19 protein-coding genes, 3 tRNA genes and 1 pseudogene are annotated in these 25,178 nt (G+C 28.8%); 12 read left to right on the top strand and 11 right to left on the bottom strand.

Annotation, left to right across the window (positions count from 1 at the left end; genetic code table 11):
• The first annotated feature begins 21 nt into the window (after positions 1-21).
• The 7 genes from BW723_RS10720 (at position 22) to BW723_RS10690 (ending at position 10,075) form a co-directional block, all read left to right on the top strand.
• On the top strand, positions 22-2,403 hold the full coding sequence (locus tag BW723_RS10720; RefSeq protein WP_068365086.1) for a TonB-dependent receptor: 2,382 nt from the start codon (positions 22-24) through the stop codon (positions 2,401-2,403).
• A 4-nt stretch (positions 2,404-2,407) separates the two neighbouring features.
• Positions 2,408-3,238 carry a DUF4249 family protein gene (locus tag BW723_RS10715; RefSeq protein ID WP_068365088.1) on the top strand — a complete coding sequence of 277 codons (831 nt, stop codon included), beginning with the start codon at positions 2,408-2,410 and terminating at the stop codon, positions 3,236-3,238.
• A 292-nt stretch (positions 3,239-3,530) separates the two neighbouring features.
• Positions 3,531-4,343, top strand: a complete 813-nt coding sequence (gene murQ / locus BW723_RS10710; RefSeq protein ID WP_068365091.1) for an N-acetylmuramic acid 6-phosphate etherase — start codon at positions 3,531-3,533, stop codon at positions 4,341-4,343.
• Positions 4,340-4,582 (top strand): DUF6095 family protein, encoded by a 243-nt coding sequence (locus tag BW723_RS10705; RefSeq protein ID WP_068365094.1) that lies wholly within the window; start codon positions 4,340-4,342, stop codon positions 4,580-4,582. The genes murQ and BW723_RS10705 overlap by 4 nt, the downstream gene beginning before the upstream one ends.
• Before the next feature lie 3 nt (positions 4,583-4,585).
• Positions 4,586-5,581, top strand: a complete 996-nt coding sequence (locus tag BW723_RS10700) for a DUF6695 family protein (RefSeq protein ID WP_068365097.1) — start codon at positions 4,586-4,588, stop codon at positions 5,579-5,581.
• 268 nt (positions 5,582-5,849) lie between these two features.
• Positions 5,850-8,756, top strand: a complete 2,907-nt coding sequence (locus BW723_RS10695; RefSeq protein ID WP_068365261.1) for a PEP/pyruvate-binding domain-containing protein — start codon at positions 5,850-5,852, stop codon at positions 8,754-8,756.
• Between the two features lie 2 nt (positions 8,757-8,758).
• Positions 8,759-10,075 carry a serine hydrolase gene (locus BW723_RS10690; RefSeq protein WP_068365101.1) on the top strand — a complete coding sequence of 439 codons (1,317 nt, stop codon included), beginning with the start codon at positions 8,759-8,761 and terminating at the stop codon, positions 10,073-10,075.
• 3 nt (positions 10,076-10,078) lie between these two features.
• Here BW723_RS10690 and BW723_RS10685 read toward each other — a convergent pair whose 3' ends face one another.
• The 3 genes from BW723_RS10685 to BW723_RS10675 all read right to left on the bottom strand — a co-directional run bounded on the left by BW723_RS10685 (position 10,079) and on the right by BW723_RS10675 (position 14,477).
• The gene (locus BW723_RS10685; RefSeq protein WP_068365103.1) at positions 10,079-12,901 is read right to left on the bottom strand and encodes an Npt1/Npt2 family nucleotide transporter; all 2,823 of its coding nucleotides are present in this window, start codon (positions 12,899-12,901) and stop codon (positions 10,079-10,081) included.
• Between the two features lie 22 nt (positions 12,902-12,923).
• Positions 12,924-13,898: a serine hydrolase gene (locus tag BW723_RS10680; protein WP_083139921.1), complete on the bottom strand. Its 975-nt coding sequence runs from the start codon at positions 13,896-13,898 to the stop codon at positions 12,924-12,926.
• 87 nt (positions 13,899-13,985) lie between these two features.
• Positions 13,986-14,477, bottom strand: a complete 492-nt coding sequence (locus BW723_RS10675) for a DinB family protein (RefSeq protein WP_068365267.1) — start codon at positions 14,475-14,477, stop codon at positions 13,986-13,988.
• Between the two features lie 233 nt (positions 14,478-14,710).
• Here BW723_RS10675 and BW723_RS10670 point away from each other — a divergent pair, with 233 nt between their 5' ends.
• A complete protein-coding gene (locus BW723_RS10670; protein WP_068365105.1) occupies positions 14,711-15,586 on the top strand; it encodes a hypothetical protein in 876 nt (291 codons plus the stop codon).
• A 168-nt stretch (positions 15,587-15,754) separates the two neighbouring features.
• Positions 15,755-15,955 (top strand): hypothetical protein, encoded by a 201-nt coding sequence (locus BW723_RS10665; RefSeq protein ID WP_068365107.1) that lies wholly within the window; start codon positions 15,755-15,757, stop codon positions 15,953-15,955.
• Positions 15,956-16,072: 117 nt separating this feature from the next.
• On the opposite strand, the gene BW723_RS10660 is transcribed toward BW723_RS10665, so the two are convergent.
• The 4 genes from BW723_RS10660 to BW723_RS10640 all read right to left on the bottom strand — a co-directional run bounded on the left by BW723_RS10660 (position 16,073) and on the right by BW723_RS10640 (position 20,237).
• Positions 16,073-16,567: a hypothetical protein gene (locus tag BW723_RS10660; RefSeq protein ID WP_068365109.1), complete on the bottom strand. Its 495-nt coding sequence runs from the start codon at positions 16,565-16,567 to the stop codon at positions 16,073-16,075.
• Between the two features lie 268 nt (positions 16,568-16,835).
• Entirely contained in the window at positions 16,836-17,054 is a 219-nt protein-coding gene (locus tag BW723_RS10655) for a hypothetical protein (RefSeq protein WP_068365113.1), read from the bottom strand.
• A gap of 652 nt (positions 17,055-17,706) precedes the next feature.
• Positions 17,707-19,275, bottom strand: coding sequence for a sugar porter family MFS transporter (locus tag BW723_RS10645; protein WP_068365119.1), 1,569 nt, complete (start codon positions 19,273-19,275; stop codon positions 17,707-17,709).
• A 743-nt stretch (positions 19,276-20,018) separates the two neighbouring features.
• Entirely contained in the window at positions 20,019-20,237 is a 219-nt protein-coding gene (locus tag BW723_RS10640; RefSeq protein WP_068365122.1) for a hypothetical protein, read from the bottom strand.
• Positions 20,238-20,414: 177 nt separating this feature from the next.
• Between BW723_RS10640 and BW723_RS18110 the strand changes: the two are divergent.
• Positions 20,415-20,495 (top strand): annotated as a pseudogene (locus tag BW723_RS18110) (transposase); the annotation flags it as partial.
• Between the two features lie 143 nt (positions 20,496-20,638).
• Here the strand turns inward: BW723_RS18110 and BW723_RS10635 are convergent.
• The 4 genes from BW723_RS10635 to BW723_RS10620 form a co-directional block, all read right to left on the bottom strand.
• Positions 20,639-20,712, bottom strand: a tRNA-Arg gene (locus BW723_RS10635).
• 29 nt (positions 20,713-20,741) lie between these two features.
• A tRNA-Pro gene (locus BW723_RS10630) sits at positions 20,742-20,816 on the bottom strand.
• Between the two features lie 12 nt (positions 20,817-20,828).
• Positions 20,829-20,911: transfer RNA gene (locus BW723_RS10625), tRNA-Ser, on the bottom strand.
• A 102-nt stretch (positions 20,912-21,013) separates the two neighbouring features.
• Positions 21,014-23,077, bottom strand: coding sequence for an HD family phosphohydrolase (locus BW723_RS10620; protein ID WP_068365125.1), 2,064 nt, complete (start codon positions 23,075-23,077; stop codon positions 21,014-21,016).
• Between the two features lie 135 nt (positions 23,078-23,212).
• Between BW723_RS10620 and BW723_RS10615 the strand changes: the two genes are divergently transcribed.
• Entirely contained in the window at positions 23,213-24,388 is a 1,176-nt protein-coding gene (locus tag BW723_RS10615) for an acetyl-CoA C-acyltransferase (RefSeq protein WP_068365128.1), read from the top strand.
• Positions 24,389-24,402: 14 nt separating this feature from the next.
• Positions 24,403-25,170, top strand: coding sequence for a C40 family peptidase (locus tag BW723_RS10610; protein ID WP_068365131.1), 768 nt, complete (start codon positions 24,403-24,405; stop codon positions 25,168-25,170).
• Positions 25,171-25,178 lie beyond the last annotated feature (8 nt).

The raw sequence follows: 25,178 nt of genomic DNA, 5'->3' as shown, positions 1-25,178 counted from the left end.
TGTAACTTAAATAAGATATAAATGATATCCACTAAAAAATTATGTTTATTTGTCTGTTTACTCTTTTCTTTTTCTCTTTTTAGTCAAGAGAAATATACAGTAAGTGGTACTGTTTACGACAACGCAAGTAACGAAACCTTAATTGGTGTTTCGATTTATATCCCTGAACTCAACTCAGGTACCACCACAAACGAATATGGTTTTTATTCCATAACCATACCAGAAGGTATTTATAAAATTCAAGTAAGTTATTTAGGTTTTACAACTATTGTAGAAAACATCAACCTAAACAAAAAACTGACTAAAAACTTTAAATTACTTGAAGAAGCTGAAAATTTAGATGAAATTATCATAGAAGGTAACATCGAAAAACTGAATGTAAGATCGCCACAAATGAGTGTAAATAAACTTACTGCAGCAACTATAAAACAGATTCCTGTGGTTTTAGGCGAAGCCGATATTATAAAATCTCTAATTCTACTACCTGGAGTTACTAGTGCTGGAGAAGGCGCTTCTGGATTTAATGTAAGAGGTGGTGCAGCAGATCAAAATTTAATATTGCTAGATGAAGCAGTGGTTTTTAACTCCTCTCACGTGTTTGGTTTTTTCTCAGTTTTTAATCCTGATGTAATTAAAGATGTTAAATTATATAAAGGTGGTATTCCTGCAAAATATGGAGGAAGATTATCATCAGTTTTAGATATTTATCAAAAAGAAGGAAATAGTAAAGACTTTAATATTACTGGTGGAATCGGACTAGTTTCTAGTAGATTATTAATTGAAGGGCCAATTAAAAAAGAGAAAATTTCTTTTTTAATTGGTGGTAGATCTTCTTATGCACACTTATTTTTACCGCTTATCGATAATGACAACAAAGCCTATTTTTACGACCTAAATACCAAATTAAACTATAGAATTAACGATAAAAACAGCGTTTTCTTTTCTGGTTATTTCGGTAAAGACGTTTTCGGAATTAACGATAGTTTTGTAAATACTTATGGTAATCAAGTTGCCAATTTGCGCTGGAATCATCTTTTTTCTGATAAATTATTCTCTAACCTTTCTTTAATTTATTCTGATTATTTCTATGGATTAACTTTAGATTTTGTAGGTTTTGATTGGGATTCTGGAATCACGAATTACAATTTAAAATACAACTTTAACCATTATTTAAGTGATAAAACAAAATTGAGTTATGGTATTAATAATATTTATACCAAATTTAATCCTGGTGAAATAAAGCCTAACAGAGAAGATTCTGGAATTCAGCAAGAAAAATTAATTGACAAATATGCCAATGAATTTGCTATTTATGTAGATGCAGAACATAAATTAAGCGATAAATTAAGATTACAATATGGAGTTCGTTTTAGCAATTTTACAAGGTTAGGGCAAAATGAATTAAATATTTATGAAAACGATGAACCTGTTATTTATGATGAACAATTCAAAAAATATGAATCTGCAGAAGCAATTGGTACAGAATCTTACACTAGAAGTGATGCTATAGCTACTTTCAATAATTTTGAACCTCGTGTTTCTATGTCTTATATTTTAGACGAAAGCACTTCTATAAAAGCAAGTTATAATAGAATGGTACAATATTTACATTTGTTATCTAACACCTCTTCTCCTACTCCTTTAGATGTTTGGACACCAAGTGGAAAATACATTAAACCTCAGCTATTAGACCAATATGCAGTGGGCTATTTTAAATCTTTAAAAGATGGCGATTATTCTATAGAAACAGAAGCTTTTTATAAAGATATAGACAACAGAATCGATTATATAAATGGGGCAAATTTAATTGCAAATAACGAAATTGAAACTGTTATTTTAAACGGACGAGCAAGAGCTTATGGTTTAGAGTTATTATTCAAAAAAAATGAAGGTAAATTTAAAGGCTGGTTTGCTTATACTTTATCTAGATCTGAACAGCAAACTGAAGGTAGAACCGCAAATGAACCCGGAATTAATAACGGAAATTGGTACAGTACACCTTATGATAAAACCCACGATTTTTCTATAAATGGGAGTTACGAATTGAATGAAAAATGGAAGTTTAATACCAATTTTGTTTTCCAAACTGGGCAACCTACCAATTATCCTGTAGGCCAATACGAATTTGAAGGTTTAAATGTACCCATTTATGATGATAATCGAAGAAATGCAGACAGACTTCCTGCTTATCATAGACTAGACCTTTCTGCAACTTTAACTCCAGAAAAAAACAAAAACAGAAAATGGCAAGGTGAATGGGTTTTTGGTATTTATAATGTTTATGGACGTCAAAATGCAGCTTCTATAAACTTTAGTCAGAATAGAGAAACATTAAGAAATGAAGCTGTACAAACTTCCATTTTTGGAATGGTCCCTTCTGTAACTTATAATTTTAAATTTTAGAACGATGAAAAAGAGATTTATACTACCAATTTTATTATGCTTCTTTTTCGCAAATTGTGAAAAAGTTATAGACGTTGATGTTCCATCAATTGCTCCAAAATTAGTGATAGATGCAACTTTTGAGGTTTTGTTTGATGAAAACCCAGTAACCGCAAACACTGTTGTAAAATTAAGTTTATCAGCAGATTATTTTAATGATGAAATACCAACAGTTACCAATGCAAATGTATTTCTAACCAATTTATCAGACAATTCGATTATTCCTTTTTCTGATGCCAATGCTGATGGAAATTATGAACCTACAAATGCTTTTATTCCTGCAGATGATACAGCTTATGAATTAACTGTAATTTATGAAAATGAAACTTACAAAGCCCAAGCAACTAAAATAAAATCTACTCCTTTTGTATCTGTTGTTCAAGGTGATGAAACCTTATTTACAGGTGATGAAATTCAGTTAAAAATAGAATTCCAAGATGATGAAACTTTAGAAAATTATTATTTATTAGATTATACAAATAACATATTTTTGGCTTTGGATGATCGTTTTTTTAATGGTTCTTTATATAATTTTTCTTCTTTCTATCAAGAAGATGACATTGAAGTACCAACTACTGTAACTATTAAAATGCACGGAATTACAAAAGAATATTTCACATATTTTGAGGTGTTAATTAGTCAAAGTGGTCAAAATTCTGGAGGTCCTTTTGAATCTGCACCTGCTTCTTTATTAGGTAATATAATTAATACGACTAATGATGATTATTTCCCTTTAGGCTATTTTCATATTTCTGAAACCGATACTTACACCATAGATTTAGTCGAAAACGAGTAAAACTTTCCTGCTAGGTTTTTAAAAAAAATTGTAAATGTTTGTTTCAACCAATATTCTCTAAAACTAACAATGCTGTTAATTATCCATTTAGACTTTTATTCTTTTTCTCAAATAAATACTTAAACTAGAGATTTGCCGCAAAAATTAAATTCCTTTTATAAACTTGCCTTTGCGTTAGGGATTGAAACGACATCCTTTTTTTATTTTTCATAAAAAAAGATATAGTGTAAAGCCCGTTAAAACGCCCAAAAAATAATAGTCAATTTCATATAGAAATCTGTATTTTTGATTGATGAATTTTACAAAAACTACAGAACAAGATTCTAAATACAATCATTTAGAAAAAATGTCGATTTCAGAATTATTAAGTAACATTAATAATGAAGATAAAACTGTGCCATTAGCCGTAGAAAAAGCGCTGCCAGAAATTGAAGCTTTAACAACCCAAATTGTTCATCAATTAAAAAATGGTGGGAGACTTTTTTACATTGGTGCAGGAACTTCTGGCAGATTAGGTATTGTAGATGCTTCTGAATGTCCGCCCACTTTTGGTGTTCCTCACGAATTGGTGGTTGGTTTAATAGCTGGTGGAGATATTGCCATTAGAAAAGCAGTTGAATTTGCAGAAGATTCTACAAACCAAGGTTGGTTAGATTTGCAAGCGCATAACATTTCTGATCAAGATGTTGTAGTGGGTATAGCAGCTTCTGGAACTACACCTTATGTAATTTCGGCGTTAGAAAAATGTAACGAAAATAACATTATAACTGGCGCAATTTCTTGTAATAAAAATAGTCCATTATCCTTAACAGCTCAATACCCTATAGAAGTAATTGTAGGGCCAGAATTTGTAACTGGAAGCTCTAGAATGAAAGCTGGAACTGCTCAAAAATTGGTTTTGAATATGCTTTCTACAACTACAATGATTCAATTGGGAAAAATAAAAGGCAACAAAATGGTTGATATGCAACTCTCTAACAATAAATTAGTAGAAAGAGGGCAAAAAATGTTAGCCAAAGAATTAAATATCGACCAAGAAAAAGCAGGTGAATTATTAGCTGAATTTGGTAATGTTAGAAATGCGATAAAAAACTATAACTCATGAGTACAGATGTAAATTTATTAGCCAAAGGTTTAAAGTATTTAGGTATTTTAATTTTCCTTTTTATAGCTGCTCCTATTTCTTTAACAATGGGATTTAAAGCGTTAAAAAAATTTGAAGGCACTCCTAACGAATACTTGTCTTACTTAATATTATTACTCGCAATTGTATTAACAATTTTTGCGATTTACTTTGCTTTTAAGACGTTTAGAGTTATACAAAGTGCTTTATTTACCAAATAAAATATGTCTTCATCTAATGGCATAATTATAATTCTTTCTTACCCAGATACTGTTGTAAGACCTGCTTATTGGGAGCCTTCTAGTAAAATTTGGCCTAAACTTGGTATTGGTAGCAAACATGCTGTACAAGCTGGTCATGCAGCTTTATTATTGTTGAAAAAAGGGAAAACTAAAATCAATTATTATGATTTTGGCAGATATATTACTACTTATGGAAATGGTAGAGTTAGATGCAAAGAAACTGATGCTGAATTAGAAATACCGATAAAAGCTGAGTTTGAAAAAGAGGAATTAATCAACTTACAAGAAATTTTACTTTGGTTAGAAAAGCATCCAGAAAAAACTCATGGAGATGGACGATTAATTGCATCCATAAACACAGATATTAATTATAATTTAGCTTCTCAGTTTATAAACTCTTTCATTCAAAGAAAAGAAATTCCTTATGGTGTTTTTGTGAAAAATGGTAGTAATTGCTCGCGTTTTGTAACTGATACTTTGATTGCATCTTTAACCAATAAAAAAATTAAATTGCAATTAAAAACTTCTAATCTGGTTACGCCTAGCCCAATTGGTAATGTTATTAAAGCCACATCAACCAAAACTATTTACAATGTTTATCAACAAGAAATAAAACTTTATAAAAACAGATCTATTCTTAAAGAATACAAAGATTCTTTTTTAAATAAATTTGATATTGAACCGAATTTAATAGGAACCGAAAAACCAAACAAAGCTATTTTTGAATTAGAAAATGGTACTTGGTTAGGTGGAATTGGAAGTGGTGCTTGGTTTCATATCGAAAAACAAATTGATAATAAAAATTATTTAATTGCCAGATATAATTCAACTGGAATAAAAGATTTTGAAGGCGAATTTACAATCAATAATGATTCTTTTTCTACGGATGGGAAGTGTGAATTTCTACACCCTACAAACTGCCAAGAAATGTTTGTTATTCAAAATGGTGAGGCTTTTATTTTTACTATTAAAAAGTAATTCTTTTTATAACTACAGTTGCTACTAAATTCTTTAAACTTTAAATTTCTTCTATTAAAATATCACTAATATTTTAAAACTACATTTATATTCTCTGAATTTAGATTGTTTAAAACTGACCCAAAGTGACTGAAAACCATTCTATAAACAGCAAAATATGAGTTTTAAAAAAAGTTTTAACTCATATCAAAATTATCTGAACTCTATAGATTTCATTTGTTATTTTATTCAAAAATTAGAACTAACTTTGAATAAATCAACTAAAAAAATGGCGAAAAATATTCTTAAAGTACTTCTAATTTTCTTTGTTTTCGGTTCAAATTCGTTTGCACAAGAACAAACAACTTCAGCAATAAAGCAATTAGTAGAAACTTATAAAAATGATATTAGAGGCCCATATTACAGAATAAAATGGTTTTGTAAAGATGGTAGTATTAGAGATGCAAAAGATCCTTGTCCTGATGATATTGATGGAATACAACACGCAAGTTTTAAACAATCTGCATTAGATTTAAGAAAAACAAATCATTTGTATTTTGGAGAAATTTTAGCGGCTATAAAAACCAATGAATTTTTAGATGCCAACCATAATTACAGCAGATTAAAGCAATATCAAATTGGCAACTATTTAAAAAGTATAGATAATGGATGGATTTTAAGAAAAGGGCAATATTACAGAGGCGCAATTCAATCTGAAGATGAAGAAGCTTGGGGAAAAGCCTTTTTTGAAACCGTTTTAAATGATGACAATTTTATAAAAACAAATTACTATTTAATTCGACAAGCATTAAAAGACATTCCTCATAATGGAGACACCAATATTGGGCAATTAATGAGAAGTGAATCTAAAATTCTGGCGGAAGAAATTCCGAGTTTTATGGATATCAGAATTAAAATCCACGGAAATCCGCAGAAAACAGATATTAAATTAGTGGAGCATTTTATTCAAAAAAATGACAGTAAATTATCACTTAAAGAAAAGAAAAAATTAAAAGATTTAGTAGTAACAATGGAGCAATTTTACGCTCCTTTAGATTTTAAAAAGATTGATAAAGAAATTGCTAGTTTAAATGGAAATGCAATGGTTGTAGAAGAAATTAAAAACTTTTCTACCTATTTTAATGATCACAATTCTTCTAGAAAAATAGTGGAAAAGTCTGCCAGTATTTTAGCCAATATTAGAGGTACCATTTTAGATTTTAAATCTGTAAAAGACCGTTTACAATTACTTGATATTAGCAATCAATTAGAAAATATTTTGTTGATAGAAACTCAGAACTGGAAAACTGAAAATTTAGCAGAAACTATTCATAAAATAGAGGCGCTAACTTGTGCATCTTTAGGTACTGGTTTATTAGAATTTTGGGAATATGACCAAGTTGAAAATAACTTAAAAAATTCTACAAATAAAGAAAACATTACAATTGAAGAATTGAACAATGTATTAAATACTTCTAGAAGTATTGTAGAATGGAGCGCTTCTTTAATTAAAGCAAATTACAACGAAGATGTTTTAAATTACACCCATTTTGAGCCTTTAGCATATGGTTTTATAGATGATAGAGTTAGAAATAGTATTGCTCTGAGTTTAGGAGAAACTGTTAGTAAATTAGGTACGTTTGTTGCCAAAATTTCTAACATTAATAACAAGGTAATGTCTATAGACAATCAAAGTGCCATTAGAGGTTTAAATCCTGGTTATGCCTTTGGAGAACTGGTTGTGGTTGATGGTAATCCTGATGCTATAGAAGTACAGACCAACAAGATTTATATTTTTCAAAATCCGCCTTCAGATTTAAAACCAGTTGCAGGAATTATGACAGTTTCTGAAGGAAATTTAGTTTCTCACGTTCAATTATTAGCAAGAAATTTAGGAATACCAAATGCTGCATTATCAAATGAAAATTTATCAGCCTTAAAAAAAGACAATGGTAAAAAAGTATTTTATGCAGTTTCTCATAAAGGAAATGTAATTCTTAAAGAAGAAGATGATATGAGCAATGAAGAAAAAAAACTTTTCGAAAAAGTGGAACGTAGCAAAAATATGATTGAAGTACCAGTTGCAGATATACGTTTAGATGTTTCTAAAGTGATAAATATGAGAACTGTTAATGCTACTGATTCTGGAAAATTATGTGGCCCAAAAGCTGCAAATTTAGGTGAGCTAAAACAACTTTTTCCTGATCAGGTTGTAGAAGGTTTAATTATACCTTTTGGCGTTTTTAAAGCGCATATGAATTTGCAAATGCCAAATGAAAACAAGACCTATTGGGAATATTTAAATGCTACTTTTAAAGAAGCTGATGCAAAAAAGAAAAACGGTTCTTCTGATGAAATGGTTGAACAATACTTACTAACTTCTTTAGTAAAACTGCATAAATCAATCTTAAATATTGACTTAGATAAAAGTTTTGTAAAAGATTTAAAATTGAATTTTCAGACAGCTTTTAAAAATGATATGGGTAACGTACCCGTATTTTTAAGAAGTGATACAAATATGGAAGATTTAAAAGAATTTACAGGTGCAGGTTTAAATTTAACTCTATTTAATATTAAAGAAGAAGATAAAATTTTACAAGGAATTAAACGTGTTTGGGCTTCTGCGTATACAGAAAGAAGTTTTAAATGGAGACAAAAATATTTATTAAATCCAGAAAATGTGTATCCATCAATCTTAATTATACCCAGTGTAGATGTAGATTACTCTGGAGTTATGATTACAAAAGGAATCAATTCTGGTACAGCTGATGATTTAACTGTCGCTTTTTCTAGAGGTGCAGGTGGTGCTGTAGATGGGCAATCTGCAGAAACAAGATTAATCACAAAAAAAGAAAATTACCTTTTAGCACCTGCAAGACAAGCAGATTACATACGTTTACCAAATTATGGTGGTACAAAAAAATACTACACTTCTTTTGATAAAGAAATTCTAAATGATGATAATATTTATGAAATTAGAAAAATAGCATCAAAAGTAAGACAAAAAATAGGCGAAAAATCAGAAGATAAAAATCAGGCTTATGATGTAGAATTTGGTTTTAAAGATAACAAATTATGGTTGTTTCAAATAAGACCATTTGTAGAAAACAAACAAGCCAAAAGTTCTGAGTATTTAAATTCAATTACGCCAAAAATAGCAAATTCAACAAAAATTAACATCAACCAAAAAATATAACTATGAAAAAATATATCCTAATTCTTATTTGTATTGTTTTCTCTTTTGGCTTTATTAGCTACTATCCTATTGATGGTTATGAGTATACAGGCATTAAAAGATTGTATCAAATAAGACAGTTTCAAAAAGACAGTGTAAAATACACAAGAATACCAAAAGGAGCTTATAAAAAATGGGCAGATATAAAATTGAATCTAACCCATAAAACCACAGATAGTGTAGAAGAACTTTTTAAAGTTGATAACGATTTTGACCGAAAAATAAAACGCATTACATCTCAAGGTGCTTATTCTTTAGCCATTATGGATATGAGTAATCCTGATGAATTAAGATACGCAGAACATAGAGAAAATGTAGGTTATCAACCAGGAAGTGTGGGTAAAATTGCAGTTTTATTAGCTATTTTTGATCAAGTCGCAAAATTATGTCCAGATTCTTATGAAGAAAGAGTTGCTTACTTAAAAAATATAAAAGTATCTAGTAGATATTGGGGTTTAGGAGATCATCATACCATACCTATTTATGATATCGAAAATGATAAATTAACCAAAAGACAAGTTATTGCAAGTGATGAATTTTCTTTGTTTGAGTGGTTAGATCATATGGTTTCTGTAAGTAATAATGGTGCAGCAAGTATTATGTATAGAGAAGCTATGTTAATGGCTGCTTTTGGCCAAGAATATTTCTTTTTAAATGAAGAAAAAGCAGAAAAATATTTTAAAGAAACGCCTAGAGATTCTTTAACAAACTTAGCAAATACAGTTGTAAATCAACCTTTAAGAGATTTAGGAATTGAAGAAAATGAATGGAAATTGGGTGGTTTATTTACAAGACCACCAGGAAAATATGTAGGTAGAAAAGGTGGTAGTATTGGCACACCAAAAGGATTAATGAAATTTTTAGTAAAACTAGAACAAGGTAAAGTAATTGATAAAGCTTCTAGTTTAGAAATGAAACGAATATTGTATTTAACAGATCGTAGAATTCGATATGCAAGATCGCCAAGATTAGATGATGCTGCTGTGTACTTTAAATCGGGTAGTTATTATAAATGCGATAGAGAAAAAGACCCAAATTGTGCTAGTTATGCTGGTAATGTTTTTAATTATATGAACTCTGTAATTATTGTAGAGCATGATAATGGAATAAAATATATTGTCTGTTTAATGACCAATGTGTTAAACAAAAATTCAGCTGGAGAACACATGTACTTGGCAAGTAAAATAGATGACGTTGTAAACGAAACTGCCAATATGAATAAACCAGAAATTAAAGAAGAAAAATATATAGAAGATAAAGACGAGAATTCTGGTAATTAAAAACTATAAATTTCTTAACATTTTTAAAGTATCGTAAGCCAATTGCTTTACAATTTTGTTGCGATACTTTTTTATTGGTAATAATGCAGGTATTAATGTTTTATTTTTAGCATTTGTAATATAATTTACTGCTGCTAGTCTTACACCACTTCCGCTTACTTTCATTAGCTTTTTTAGCAATTCTAATTCCGAAAGAATTGTAAATGGTATTGCAGTGGCATTGTAATGATTTTTATCTAGAACTTCGTGCTCTAAAACAGGTACAACTACTGCCTTTAAACTACTATCTAAAAGGTTTTCTAGCAACTCTAAAGCATTAATTTTTGCTTCTTTGTGATTACTTTTTATGGCATTAAATGTAATTTGAATATCTTCTTCTGAGTATAACAAACTCAACAAATTAAAAATAATCATGAATGATTTTTTAAGTTCTTGCTCTAAAGCATCACTTAATATCTTTCTGCCTTCGTAAACGGTTTGGTTTTCTTTATTAATTTCATCAACTAAATCTTTATTAATAAGGTGTTGAATAGAAATATTGGCTTCTAAAATATGCTTGTAATAGTAAGTTTCTTTAGTAATATGTTTTCTAATTACTCTTTTAGATAATGTTAAATCTGCATCTTTTTTGTAGATTTTTATTAAAGCTTTGGTTGCCTCTAATCTACTTGTAGAGTTTACACTTTTTACAATTTTCTCTAAAATAGTTACTGATTTTTCATTTTGAAAAGCCCCAACAATTTTAGGAACGTGCTTTCTTATATTAGAATTTAAATCTTCTTCTTTTTCTAATTTTTGAAGTACATCTATTATTTTAGGCCCATAACTTTTTAAAGCTCTGATGGCTCTTTTTCTATGTCTTTTTTTATCTAATAAATTCAATAAATCTTTTATAAAAATCTCTTGAGAAGTAATACCAGCAGCTATAGTTGCAAATTTTATTATATAAGGTTTCTGATTTTTTAAATGTGCTGCAATAAAGCTATAATGATTTTCTAAACCAGCATAGGCAATACTTAATAAAAGACCTGCTATAATTTCTTTTCTAACAGCAGCTCTATTTACAATATACTTATCTATCTTAAGCTCTAATCTGTTTTTTAAGTGATAATAATTGCCTAAATTATAATTATTTCTACTCTGTTTAGCCAAGGCTAATAAAGCGCCATTTGCAATGTATTCTTCATCATGATCTAAAAACCTATTAAAAAAAGCAGTATCTCTCTGATCTGAATGCTCTAAAACATAATCTAAAGCCACATATACTAAAGTTTCATCTTTATCATAAATAAACTCAGCTACATTATTTAGAATATTATTATCATCAAAAGCATCTAAAAAATCGATTGCTGCTACTTTTATTTTAGATGATGGGTGCTTTAAAAGCTCAATTACTGGATTTTGAAAAATCTTAAATTTATAATCTTTTAAACGATCGAACATTGCTAAGATTTCTTCTTCATTACCTTTTTCAAAAACATTTTTAATATCTAAAAGATTGTTTTCTTTTTTTGGTTTTTCTTTTTTACTATTGATAAAAGATAAATTTTTCTGAATATTTTTTTTAAAAGATTCGAAATAAGCTTCTCTTAATTTGTAGATGAGTACTATCCAAATAAAAACAAAAAGCAACACAATTACAGTAATATATGACGAACTTAAATTTAATTCTTTGATGAAAAAAATTAATAAAAAACCAGAAAATCCTGTTGCAATACTATCAACAGCAACATCAATATATGATTTTGCCTGATTTTTAATATGCAAAGGAATAGGCATTATAGATAGCTCTACAGCTGCTTTATTCAAACTTTGTTTAAAGCTACCATCAATTCCTTTTATGATAATTAATACCCATAATTCCGGAAAAGTTAAAAATAATAAGCTACTTAAACCAATGGTTAATGGCAATACTAAAAGCGATGAAGAAACCCCTAATTTATTTAATATTTTATTGGTTAAAAATAATTGAATGGTTAGAGCCACCACATTAAATGTAGAAAACCAGAAACCAAAAAATGCAGCCAAATCATCTGAATCAGAAATGGCTTTATTGGCAAAATCGCTAAACTGAAAATCGACTAATTTTGCAACAACAACTCCTATACCAGTAATAATGGCTAAAAAAGTTAAGTGTTTTGATTTAGAAATTAGTTTTAAAGAAGAACTTTCTAAACGATCTTGACTTTCAATTACCTGTTTTCTTTTAAAGGTGTTTAGGTATTTAATTCTTAACTTATATACTTTATTAAGAATAGGAATACAAAGCAGTAATAAAATTGAAGCCAAGAAAATGGTGTATTCTTTACCAAAATTTGCAGCAATAATACTAGTTAAATAGCCACCGAAAATTCCGCCTGCAATAGCTCCAGCACCAATAAAACCAAAGATTCTTTTTGCTTCTCTAGCATTAAAAACCATATTAGCAAAAATCCAAAATTGCGATGTAGCAACTACAGCAAACAGCGATACAAAAACGTAATAAAAATAGAGTATAAATTGATTGATGATCTCTAAATTAAAAAGCACACCTAAAACTATAAAAACAGCACTAAATACAATTAGCGACAACACTGTAATTTTAACCAACGAGTGTTTTCTTATGGCTTGGCTATAAAAATAGGTAGTAAACACAGCAGTAATGGCAACAAGTAAATAACCATAAGGTAAATTTTCTGCTCCTAATTCAGAAACAAACATTGCATTTACTGTGGGCTTTACAATAAGCAGCACAGTAATGATTAAAAAAATATACAACTGCATTAAAAAAGAGATGAAAATTTCTCCATCTCTTAATCCGAATGTTTTGTATATTATTTTTTTCAATTTTCTATAGTTCTTTTTACAACTATAAAGAACGTGAATTTTTTAATACTTTTTCTAAAGGAATTACCAAATCTCTAATTGTTTGCTCACCATAACTATCGTGAATTAAAGCCACAATTATATATTTTCTATTTGGCCCCCAAACTAACGCTGAATCTGAATGATAATTTTTCCAAGAACCCGATTTTCTATAAATATCGGCTTTGGGAGCAATTCTATCTAAAGTATTTACAAATTTATGATGCAACTCTGGTGTTTTCATAATCTGCAACATTTCTTTTGAGCGCTCTTCACTAATTAAATTACCTAAAGCTAACTGATAATAAAAGCTACATACCTGTCTTGTGGTAGCTGCGTGGCTTAAACCTTTCATAGGATCTGGATATCTTTTACCTGCAGATGCATATCTTTTACCAACCCATAAACCACCACCAACTTCTTCGTCGTACAATTTATGTTTTGGGGCTCTTAAAACTTCTTCAATTTTTTTATAACCAACTCTATCAATATTTCTTGTTGATGCTCTATTGTTCGATTTACTTATCATTAATCGTAAATCTTTTTTTAGCTCATTTGTATATTCTAATTCTCCTTTATCAATGGCATCCATTACCGCTAAAAGAATGGCAATTTTTGGCAAACTAGCTGCATACATCATAAAATTATCGTTAATACCTGCATATTTAAATGCAGTACTATCACTTAAATCTACAATAGCAACAGACATTTGGTTCGACCTTATTAAACGTCTCCAAGTTTTATTTTTATAAATCTCATTTTCTAATGTAGTTTGTAAATTTGCATCCTCAATTTCTTTTATAGGCTTAATCGTTTTATTTAAATGTATTGGTAAATCTACTTTTGTACTCGTATAAGGGTTTGGTTTATAAACATAAGTTTTGTTTAAAATATCAGTGCTATTTTGTGCAAAAAGTGGCCAAACAAATAGCAAAGTTAATATTGAAAACAAGTTGTTTTTATATTGTAAAAAAATCATATTTTATCTTTAAATTTATGTATCAATATAAAGTACAAAACAAATGCCAACTACTCAATTAAAAGTGTTAATGTTTTCTAAAACCTCTTAGTTTTCTACTTTTTTTGGTGTAGAAGGATTGTAACCAAAATCTGAATCTGGTAATTCTATGTTTAATTGATTTACAATGTAGCCAACACTTGCAAAATGATGAATTGCGTGACTCTGAGTTTGCATTAAAACAGCACCTAAAGTAGATTTTGAAGATACTTTTCCTTTTCCTAAATCATCAGTAATGATTACCTCAGTTTGTAAATCATCATTAGAAAGTAATTTAATTTTTTGTAAGATTAATTCGAAATAAGCAATTCCGCTTGCTGTTTTTAACTCTATATATTCGTTTCTTTCTCGTAAAGTAAGGTCAATTTTTTTATCATCAAAACCATTTAAAACACAAGAAAAAACATCTAAAATATGGCGAACGTGACAGCCAATACTAGAAAAATAAGGCGGAATTGTATTATTAGCGTATTCATCATCAGAAATAGTGGTTAATAATTTAATTCCTCTTTGTAAATTTTGCTCAATAGCTGCTATCATTAAAAATACTTTAAATCTAAGTCGTAAATTATAAAAAAAATTACTTGTGGTATTCATTTTATATAAAATTTTTTATTTACAAATTTAAATCACTGAAAATCATAAATATAAACACCTTACATCTATTTATCTAACACCTAACTATAATTTTTGGCACGCCTTTTGAAATTACATCAACAAATGCGAAAGCCGAAAAGCAATAAGAGTAGGCAAAACCCTTTAAACCACATATTATGAAAAAAGGTGTACTTATATTATTAGGAATGTTCATGATGGTTTCTACAATGGAAGCCAAAAATGGTGAAGAAAATTTAAATTTTAGGGTAGATTACTCTTACAATAATGCTGTTAATTTCTTTGAAAACGGAATAGAGTTTTTTGTTTTTACTAATGGTGATTTTGATTTTGAATCTCATATTAATAACAGACCAATTCAAATTCATAGAGATTTTAGAGGTCGAATAAGAAGAGTAAACAACGTTTCTATGAGCTATGATTTTAGAGGAAATGTAACTAGAATTGGTCATATTTCGATAAGATATTATAGAAATAGATTAACCAATGTTGGTAATTTAAGTGTTCATTATGATCATTGGGGAAATCCGATTTTTAATGGAATGGTAAGAGATTATTATTACAACAATGGCATACGTTTTAGTATTAATTTTGGTGATGTATTTAGTTTTAACAACGCTTATTTTAATCATAGAGATTTTAGAAGAAACTATACACAAATTAGAGAAGATAGAAATTTTTACTACTATAGAGCAAGACCAAATGCTAAAATTGGTAAAAGAAGTACTATTATTAAGAGAAGAAAACCGGCAAATACGGTTAGAAACTCTAATAAAATTAGAAGAAATAACAATAATACTTACAGAAAAAATGATGCTAATAGAAAAGCACCTGTAAATAAAAACAGTACTTATTCTAATAGAAAAACAGATAGCAATACTAAAATTAATAGAAATTCAAATACCACAAAAAGAAAAGTTGATATTCGTAGAAAAACTTCTAGTTCTAACAACAGAAATACAGAAACTAAAAGAAAAGTAAACACAACTCGTAAAAAAGTGGATACAAATAGTAACAGAAAAAAAAGAAGCTAAGTTAATTTTAAGGAGAACTTAATTTCTACCTTTTGAGTGTTTAATCATTGATTAAATATTCAAAAGGTTTTTTGCTTTTGTGACTTTTTAAACAATTTTGTTTCTTATAAATAGAAGACTTCGTGAAACTTAGCTCTTTTAATTAGTATTAACAAAAAAAATTTACCCATGTATAAAAGTACAATTCAACAAATAATTCTTTTTATAATTACCTCTATAATTATTTTTAGAACAGGTGAATATATGATTCAAATTAATGGAATAAAATCTGTTCTTGATTTTGTAATTGGATTATTATTCTTTATTTCTACTATTCTTTTTATAAATTATCTAGCCAGATTAGCAAGTAAAATTATTGGATTATTCTAAAATTGCCCTCAACTATAAAAAATTGCTATTCCCCTAAAAAAGAAAAGTAAATAAAAATAGCCCCAAAAGTAAAACCTTTGGGACTATTTTGTTTAACCAAACAACTAACCTAATTTCTTATATTCTTTTTATGTTTAATAATTTATTGGTAGATCTTATATAACTATCATAAATTGTTTCATACTTCATTAATTCACTAAAACTGTATGTAGAAACTATATTATCTCCAATTAATTTATCACCATTTTTTAATTCATTTAAACTACTATCACATGTATTTAAAGCATTTCCTAATACTGAATCTTGATAATATGCTAACAAAATATTTTCACTAGTCAGTAAATTAGTTTTACCTGTAATTCTATCTAAAACATATATTTTAGCATTAATTTCTGAAAAACCACGATGTTTTTTAACAATTTCTGTATCTACATAGAACATAACTTCAGACGATGGTCTGCAACCTTGTTCTTGTTTAGAAAGCAGTTCTACAACATTAACTTCTTCTAAAATTACTTTAGATTTTGGTGTGTTATCATTACCTGCTTTTGAGTAAGTAAAGAAACCTATAACTGCTATAATTAATACGGTAATTTTTTTTATTGAATTCATAGTAAGGGTTTTAAGTTTAAATAACACTTCAAAAATAATAGATATTTAAGGTTTAAAAATAAAAGTTCGATTAATGTAAATAATGTGTAGACGAATATAAAACAAGCTTCGCTTAGCATATTTCTAACAGAAACTAAAGACATGAAAATAGTCTTAAGTTTCTGCTATTCATATATTTTAGGGGTAAACAACACAATTAAATAATTCATATTATACTTAGTTATTAATGGGGTATTATATTTTAGGGCTAGACTAAGATTTTATATAATTAGTGAGCAGAAAAATTAATCAAGTATTTTAAACTTTTGCTTATAAGCGCTAAACCTGTAATTACAAAGGGAAAAAAACAGGTAAAGAAAGTCATTGCATTTAAAGCATCTAATAAGCTGCTAATACTATCTATGGCAATTAAGTTTTTACCAGAAAAGTACAAACCTATTGCGCAAATTATTAAAATGATGAATTGTTTTTTGTGATCTGTTTTCATAATTGGGGGGAATTATAAATTAGTATGTTTTTATGATTTTGTCTTTGATTCTGATATTAGTTTGTTGAAAACTTCAAAATAAATTTTAAACTCTTGCTAAGCAAAGCAAAACCAGTAATTAAAAATGGGAAAAAGCAGGTAAAGAAAATCATTACATTTAAAGCATCTAACAAAGACTTAATGTTATCTATTACTATTAAATTCTTACCTGAAAAGTATAAACCGATTGCACAAATTAGTAGAATAACGATTTGTTTAATATTATTTGTCTTCATAATGGGGGGATTATAAGTTAATAACAATTTTAATTTTATGTAATTAATCAATTATATTTCTTAACTACACTTCAAATATATAAATGTTTTACAAATACAACAATAAGCAATTTACTTATATTCTATTTTTCTTATAAAAAAACTGATATTTAGCAGTTATTTTATAAACTTTCTATTTGCTTAAGAAGATTTTATGATGATAAACTTTTTGAAATATCAAATTCGTTTGATGTGAATTCTTTAAAATTACGAATTATTCATTCATGGGTTTCTAATTCTGCTGAATTTAAATCAATAATATTTAGACTTCAATTCTAATATAATCGGCATTAGAATTAACTAATGCCGATTTTAAAATATTTTTAATAATGATAATACTATACTTTTTTTGTAAGCTTTGCTTGAATTTCTTCTATAGACAAGCCTTTTGTTTCTACTAAGTATTTAGACAGAATAAGCATACCTATAAATACAGTACTTGCATAAAAAAGCAAGGTGTTACTTATACCAAAACTGGATAATTGTGTAGGAAAAAATGCTTGAATTAACCAACTTACTGTACTTGTTATTAAAGTAAAAAAAGGAATTGCGATACCACGTATGGAATTTGGAAAAATTTCTGAAAACAACACCCACATTACTGGACCAATAGAAAAATGAAAAGCGGCAATAAAACTTAAAATACCAATTAAAATTAAAATAGCATTTATTTTTGCTGATTTTTGAATTAATAATCCTGAGTATTGTCTTGCTTCATCTTCGCCAACAGCTTTTATAAGTGCCGATTTTAGTTCAATATCACTACCATACTCAACATCTATCATCCCATTTAATCTATTTGGGTTTTTAATTTCTGCCATTTCAGTAATAGCTTCTTTTGTTAACGTGTAAGTTGCTGTTTTAAATCCGTAAAAAGCAATACCTAAACTTATTACTACCCAAAGCATACCTCCAATTATCATTGGTCTACGACCAATTTTATCAACCAAAACTAAACCAAGAATTGTAAATAACAGACCTGTTAAACCTGTCCAGATTGCTTGCATAAAAGCAGCATCTGTACCTAAACCTATTTGTTCAAAAACAGTTGGCGCATAAAATAATATTGCATTTATACCAGAGGTTTGTTGTGCAATTGCCAAAGTTATAGCAATGATAAAAATTACCCTAAACTCTTTGCTAAAAACACTTTTTAACTGAGCCATTACAGAACGATCTTCTACACCTACTTCTTGGCTATTTTTCATTTCTAATAAATGCTCATCCACTTCATTTTCTGGCAATAACTTTAATAATGTTTGTTTTGCTTCTGCAATTCTTTCATTTAAAAATAACCAAACAGGACTTCGAGGTACTGAAAACAAAAGTAAAAACCAAATCAATGCAGGTAAAATTTCTGAACCTAACATCCATCTCCAAGTATTTTCTTTTAAACCTAAATTAGTTACCCACTCTAAATCTGAAACACCTAATTGAAGAATTAAATAATTGATAAAATAAGCGCCAGATAAACCAATTACAATGTTTATCTGAATCATTGTTACTAGTTTACCACGTAATTTTGGTGGTGCAATTTCACCAATATACATCGATGCTAATGAAATCGAGGTAAAAGCTAAACCACCTAAAAAACGAAAAGCTAATAAACTCCAATAATCTGCTGCCATTGTAGAACCAATTGCAGAAATTACATACAGAGCTGCAACTATTTGCAATGTGCTTTTTCTACCGTATTTATTACAAGCATAACCTGCAAATAATAAAGCTAATAAAACTCCAAGTGCTGGTGCACCTACTACCATACCTAATTGCATTTCATTTAACCCAAATTCTTGAGAAATAAATTTAACTGTACCAGAAATTAAGGCCGCATCTAAACCAAAGACAAAGCCTCCCATTGCTACAATAGTCGAAAATTTATAGGCATTCTTTTTATATGAGCTCATATGTATTAATTAAGTAATTTATTTTACCTACAATTTCTGTAGTTTTAAATGTTGATATTAATTTCTTCAATAGGCTAAATAACTTTTACTTTTATTGTTTTATTGTTTTATTTAAAAAACCTAATCTGAAGTTAACAAATGTATCATAATTTAATGAGTATTCATAGATTGTAGTAACCACTCTTATTATCTGATAATTATAAAAGTTATTTCTATCAAATTTTCTAATTTATTTACATTATTTTTTTTATTATCAAAATTAAACTCCATAGCAGCAGTGTCTCCTGAATAGTTTTTTATTTACAGTTTGTATTGACCATAAGTTGTGGTAATTGCGACAACTAACATTAACTTTATATCGATATTTTTCATATCTAAAAAAGTCTAGTTACTTATAAATTCTTTCCTTTCAATATTATTTTTTCTTTCCAAATTCTAACATAATCTATTTTGAGAATTACAATATTTTTGAAAGGTGCAACCTTTATAAAAGCCAACCGAATTTTGGACTGATTTATTGAGGTTTTGTAGATTTATTTCTATCCTAAAGTTAATTATTGAATTTGAAGGTATTATAATCTTTCTATGTAAGATATACCTCACTAAAATAGATGCAAAAAGAAAACAGAAACTAAAAATAATATCTCAATTTTTAGTTTCTGTTTACAGACATTTTAGGGGTTAAAGAACACATTTAAATAATCAATAACACTTCAGTTTTTATAGGGGGGATTACTGAAGTTTTAATGTGTTGCAATTTTTATTAACATTCTTAAGCTCTTGCGCACTAAAATTAATGCGTTAATTACAAAGGGGAAAAAGCAAGTAAAGAAGGTCATTGCATTTAATCCATCTAATAAAGTTCTAATACTTTCAATGGTTATTAAATTTTTACCAGAAACGTACATACCAAGTGCACAAATTAGTAAAATAATGAAGTGTTTTTTATAATCTCTTTTCATAATCGGGGGAATTATAGATTAATTAATGTTTTTATGTTTTGTAATTAAATATGTGTTACTTAACTAGACAGTAAAGATATTATCAAAATACAGATTACCCAATAAGCAGATTACTTATATTATTGTTTTTCTAATGTTTTTTTTCTGATGTACATTTTAAACTTTCAATATAAGAATACCCTAAACTATTTTATCAATAGAAGCACAAATGCATCCGCAGAATCTTTCAATGCGAAAATTAAAGCTTTTAGAACCTAGTTCAGAGGTGTCAGAAATGTAGAATTCTTCCTGTTTAGATTAACACAAGTTTTTGCCTAAACACAACTTTTAAACTTGATCCCCTAAACCCTTACAAAACCTATTAAAAACAAAAAACCTCCACATTTCTGTGAAGGTTTAAGTGAGCCCTGAAGGATTCGAACCTTCGACCGCCTCCTTAGAAGGGAGGTGCTCTATCCAGCTGAGCTAAGAGCCCGTAGTTTTTATGTTTCTACGAAAACAGTGTCGGGGTGGCAGGATTCGAACCTGCGACCTCCTCGTCCCAAACGAGGCGCGATGACCGGGCTACGCTACACCCCGAGTGCAATTTTGCGGAGAGACAGGGACTCGAACCCTGGCGACCAAAAAGGTCGACAGATTAGCAATCTGCTGCATTACCACTCTGCCACCTCTCCAAAAATTTCAAACATCGATTGCTTGAAATAAATTGCGAGTGCAAATGTAATACTAGAATTATAATTTACCAAAACTTTTTTCATTTTTTATGCTACTTTTTTTTATTCAGGATATTCTATCCTTAAATGATAAATATTCATCAACTTTTTCTTGATTACTTTTTTAATCACTTCAATTTCTCTAAAGGTAATATCAGAATTTAAAAACTGATTATCGCCCATTTGTTTATCTATAATTTTATCAATTAAATCGCTGATAGATATAGCTGTAGGATTTTTTAAACTTTTAGAAGCAGCTTCTGCTGCATCGCACATCATTAAAATTGCAGTTTCTTTAGAAAAAGGAATTGGGCCTTGGTATTGAAATTTTTTAATATCAACCTTAATATCAGGATTTAGTTCTTGCTCTTTCTTATAAAAATAATAAGTTGCACTTGTTCCATGATGTGTTCTAATAAAATCGATAATTCTATCTGGCAAATTGTATTTTTTGGCAACCTCTACTCCTTTTATAACGTGATTGGTAATTATAGTAGAACTGTCTCTTGGCGATAAATCGTTATGCGGATTAACACCTGTTGATTGATTTTCTATAAAATACTTCGGATTTAACATTTTACCTATATCGTGATACAAAGCACCTGTTCTTACCAACATAGAATTTGCACCAATTTCATTTGCAGCTGCTTCTGCTAAATTGGCAACTTGCATAGAGTGCTGAAATGTTCCTGGTGCTTTTTCATTTAATTCTCTTAACAATTTGGTATTCGTATTCGATAATTCTAATAAAGTAACATCAGAAACGAGTCCAAATAATTTTTCATAAATATAAATAATGATAATCGACAAAAACGACAACAAGCCATTTGCAGCAAACAACATAAAATAAGTCAAGTTTATTTGTGATGCATTACCTTCTTTTATAATGGAAAAGGCAAAATAAGTAAGCATATAAATTAAGGTAATCTGCGCAACAGAAATAAACAAATTGGCTCTTTTATACAATTCAGAAACCGTAAGAATGGTTACAATACCTGCAATAATGTGTAGGTAAATAAACTCAAAACTATCAGGAACAATATAACCTAAAAGCAATACTGTTAAAACGTGAGTAAAAAGCCCCAAACGAGCATCAAAAAAGGCTTTTATAATAATTGGCAAAATACTTAAGGGTACAACATATAAATACTCAGAATTATATTTGATAACCAAAGTCTGAATAAATATAATAGCAAATACGTTAAAAAAGATAAAGGTTACTTTGTTATTATTTTCAAAGATTTCTAATCGATATTTAAACAAAAACAATAACAGCATCAGTAAGGCTAAAGAAACTAAAATAGTATATCCAAAAACAATCCAATTGTAATTAGAATCTGTCCAGACTTTAGATTCTGATTCACTTTTTAAAGAATTTAAAATAGCTAGTTTTTTTCCTTCTACAAAATCACCTTTAGAGATAATTAATTCTCCTTCTTCTACTTTTCCTTTTGTGTAAGAAATATTATTTATTTCTTTCTCAATTACTTTATCTGTATAAATTTTATCAAAAGAAACATTAGGTTTTATAATTTTTGCTAAAATATCGATAAGTATATTTTTATTATACAAATCAAGATTGTTACTTAAATCGCTTTTTATAATCGATAAAACGTCTTTTGATTTTAGTAGATTTTTAAATAAAACATCTTGTACTTCGGTATCCTTTTTTAAAGCGATAATTTCATTGTTATTGTTAACTCTATTCTCGCTAACAACTTCTAAAAAACCATACTTATAGACTTTTTCAATAACATTTTGCCCAATTTTTTCAAGTTGATTTACATCACTTAAAGACAAAGAATCATTTGTTTTAATCAGCTCTATTTTATTCTTAAAATTCTCATTTACTGTTGCTGAAACTTTAGTGTCATATAGAAAATATAACTTTGCATTCGCATTAATTTGTTTTTTTTCTAAGGCAAGTTCTTCGTTTGTTTTTTGAATTGCGAAATCGAAATTTGCGTATAAATTATCGTATTTCCATAATTGTCCATTATTAAAATCATATTTAAACTGCCCTCCTTTCGGAAATAAATAAACGATAGCAATTGTGGTTATTAAAAACAGAATAACCTTATAGATGATGGTATTATTCCTATAAATTTTATTTACTAAATCACTCATAAACAATACTATTTATTAAACAAACTTACAGTAAATATACGAAGCCAAAAAATTACAATTCTATTAAGATTTCATTTTGATTTAAAATGGTTATTTTAGCATATTATTTTTTTAAAATCACCTTAAATATAATTTATGAAAGATGTAGTAATTGTATCTGTAGCCAGAACGCCAATTGGTAGTTTTATGGGGAGTTTATCTACCATACCAGCAACAATATTAGGAGCAACAGCTATAAAAGGTGCTTTAGAAAAAATTAATTTAGATGCCAATCTTGTAGAAGAAGTATTTATGGGTAATGTGGTTTCTGCTGGTTTAGGGCAAGCTCCTGCAAGACAAGCTGCAATTCACGCTGGCATACCAGATACTGTGCCTTGTACAACCGTAAATAAAGTTTGTGCTTCTGGTATGAAATCGATTATGTTAGCTTCACAAACTATTGCTTTAGGCGATGCTGACATTGTAGTTGCTGGTGGTATGGAAAATATGAGTATGATTCCTCATTATCAATATGCAAGAACTGGTTCTAAATTTGGGCCAATTACAATGGAAGATGGTATGCAAAAAGACGGCTTAGTAGATGCTTATGGTAAAGTTGCTATGGGTGTTTGTGCTGATGAATGTGCTACTGAATACAGTTTTACAAGAGAAGATCAAGATGCATTTGCAATTCAATCTTACGAAAGATCTGCAAAAGCTTGGAGCGAAGGTAAATTTGACGATGAAATTGTGCCAGTTTCCATTCCGCAAAGAAGAGGTGAGCCAATTATTTTTTCTTCGGATGAAGAGTACAAGAATGTAAAAATGGAAAAAATTCCTGCTTTACGACCTGCTTTTACAAAAGACGGAACAGTAACTGCTGCAAATGCTTCTACTATAAATGATGGTGGAGCAGCTTTGGTTTTAATGTCTGCTAAAAAAGCGGCTGAGTTAAATCTAACTCCGCTTGCAAAAATAGTGAGTTATGCAGATGCTGCTCACGAACCAAAATGGTTTACAACTGCACCTTCTAAAGCTTTACCAAAAGCCTTAGCAAAAGCAAATTTAAATATTGATGATGTAGATTACTTTGAATTTAATGAAGCTTTTTCTGTAGTTGGTTTAGCAAATATGAAAATATTAGGCATTACTGATAAAAATACCAACGTAAATGGTGGTGCTGTTTCTTTAGGACATCCTTTAGGAGTTTCTGGAGCAAGAATTGTAATTGCTTTAACCTCTATTTTAAAACAAAATAATGCCAAAATTGGTGCTGCAGCTATTTGTAATGGTGGTGGTGGTGCAAGCGCATTAATTATAGAACGCATCTAATTTTATTAAATAATTTGTACGGAATTTGTAATTTAAGTATTGTTCCTTTACGAGCAGAATCTACAGACCAATCAGAAATGGTTAGTCAGGTTTTGTTTGGTGAGTGTTTTACTATTCTTGAAAAAAATAAGAATTGGAGTAAAATTAAATTGTCTTTTGATGAATACGAAGGCTTTATAGATAACAAACAATTCGAAGAAATATCCGAAGAATTATTTCATAAAATAAGTCATCAAACTCATATTTATGCTGGTGAAGTTATTGATTATATTACAGACGTTTCTGGTAATTTATTAACGATTCCTTTAGGTGCTCATTTACCTTTTTACGAAAATCAGCATTTTTCTATAAACGAAAAAAAGTTTCAATTTGAAGGAAAGGTCTTTTCTGGAGCACATTCTAAAAATGAAATTATACAAACTGCTTTTATATTCTTAAACACACCTTATTTATGGGGTGGTAAAACGCCTTTTGGCATTGATTGTTCTGGTTTTACGCAAATGATATATAAACTATGTGGTCACAAATTATTTAGAGATGCGCATCAACAAGCAAAACAAGGTGAAGTTTTAAGTTTTATAGAAGAAAGTGAACCTGGTGATTTGGCCTTTTTTGATAATGAAGAAGGAGAAATTATTCACGTTGGTATCATCTTAAAAGATTACCATATTATTCACGCTTATGGTAAGGTTAGAATTGATACTTTAGACCATAGTGGAATTTTTAACAACGATTTACACACGCATACACACAAACTAAGAGTTATTAAAAAACTGATATAAAAAAACCG

Origin of the sequence: Polaribacter reichenbachii, assembly GCF_001975665.1 — a bacterium.
GTDB classification, from domain to species: Bacteria; Bacteroidota; Bacteroidia; order Flavobacteriales; family Flavobacteriaceae; genus Polaribacter; species Polaribacter reichenbachii.
This window is presented reverse-complemented; position numbering and strand designations above follow the sequence as displayed.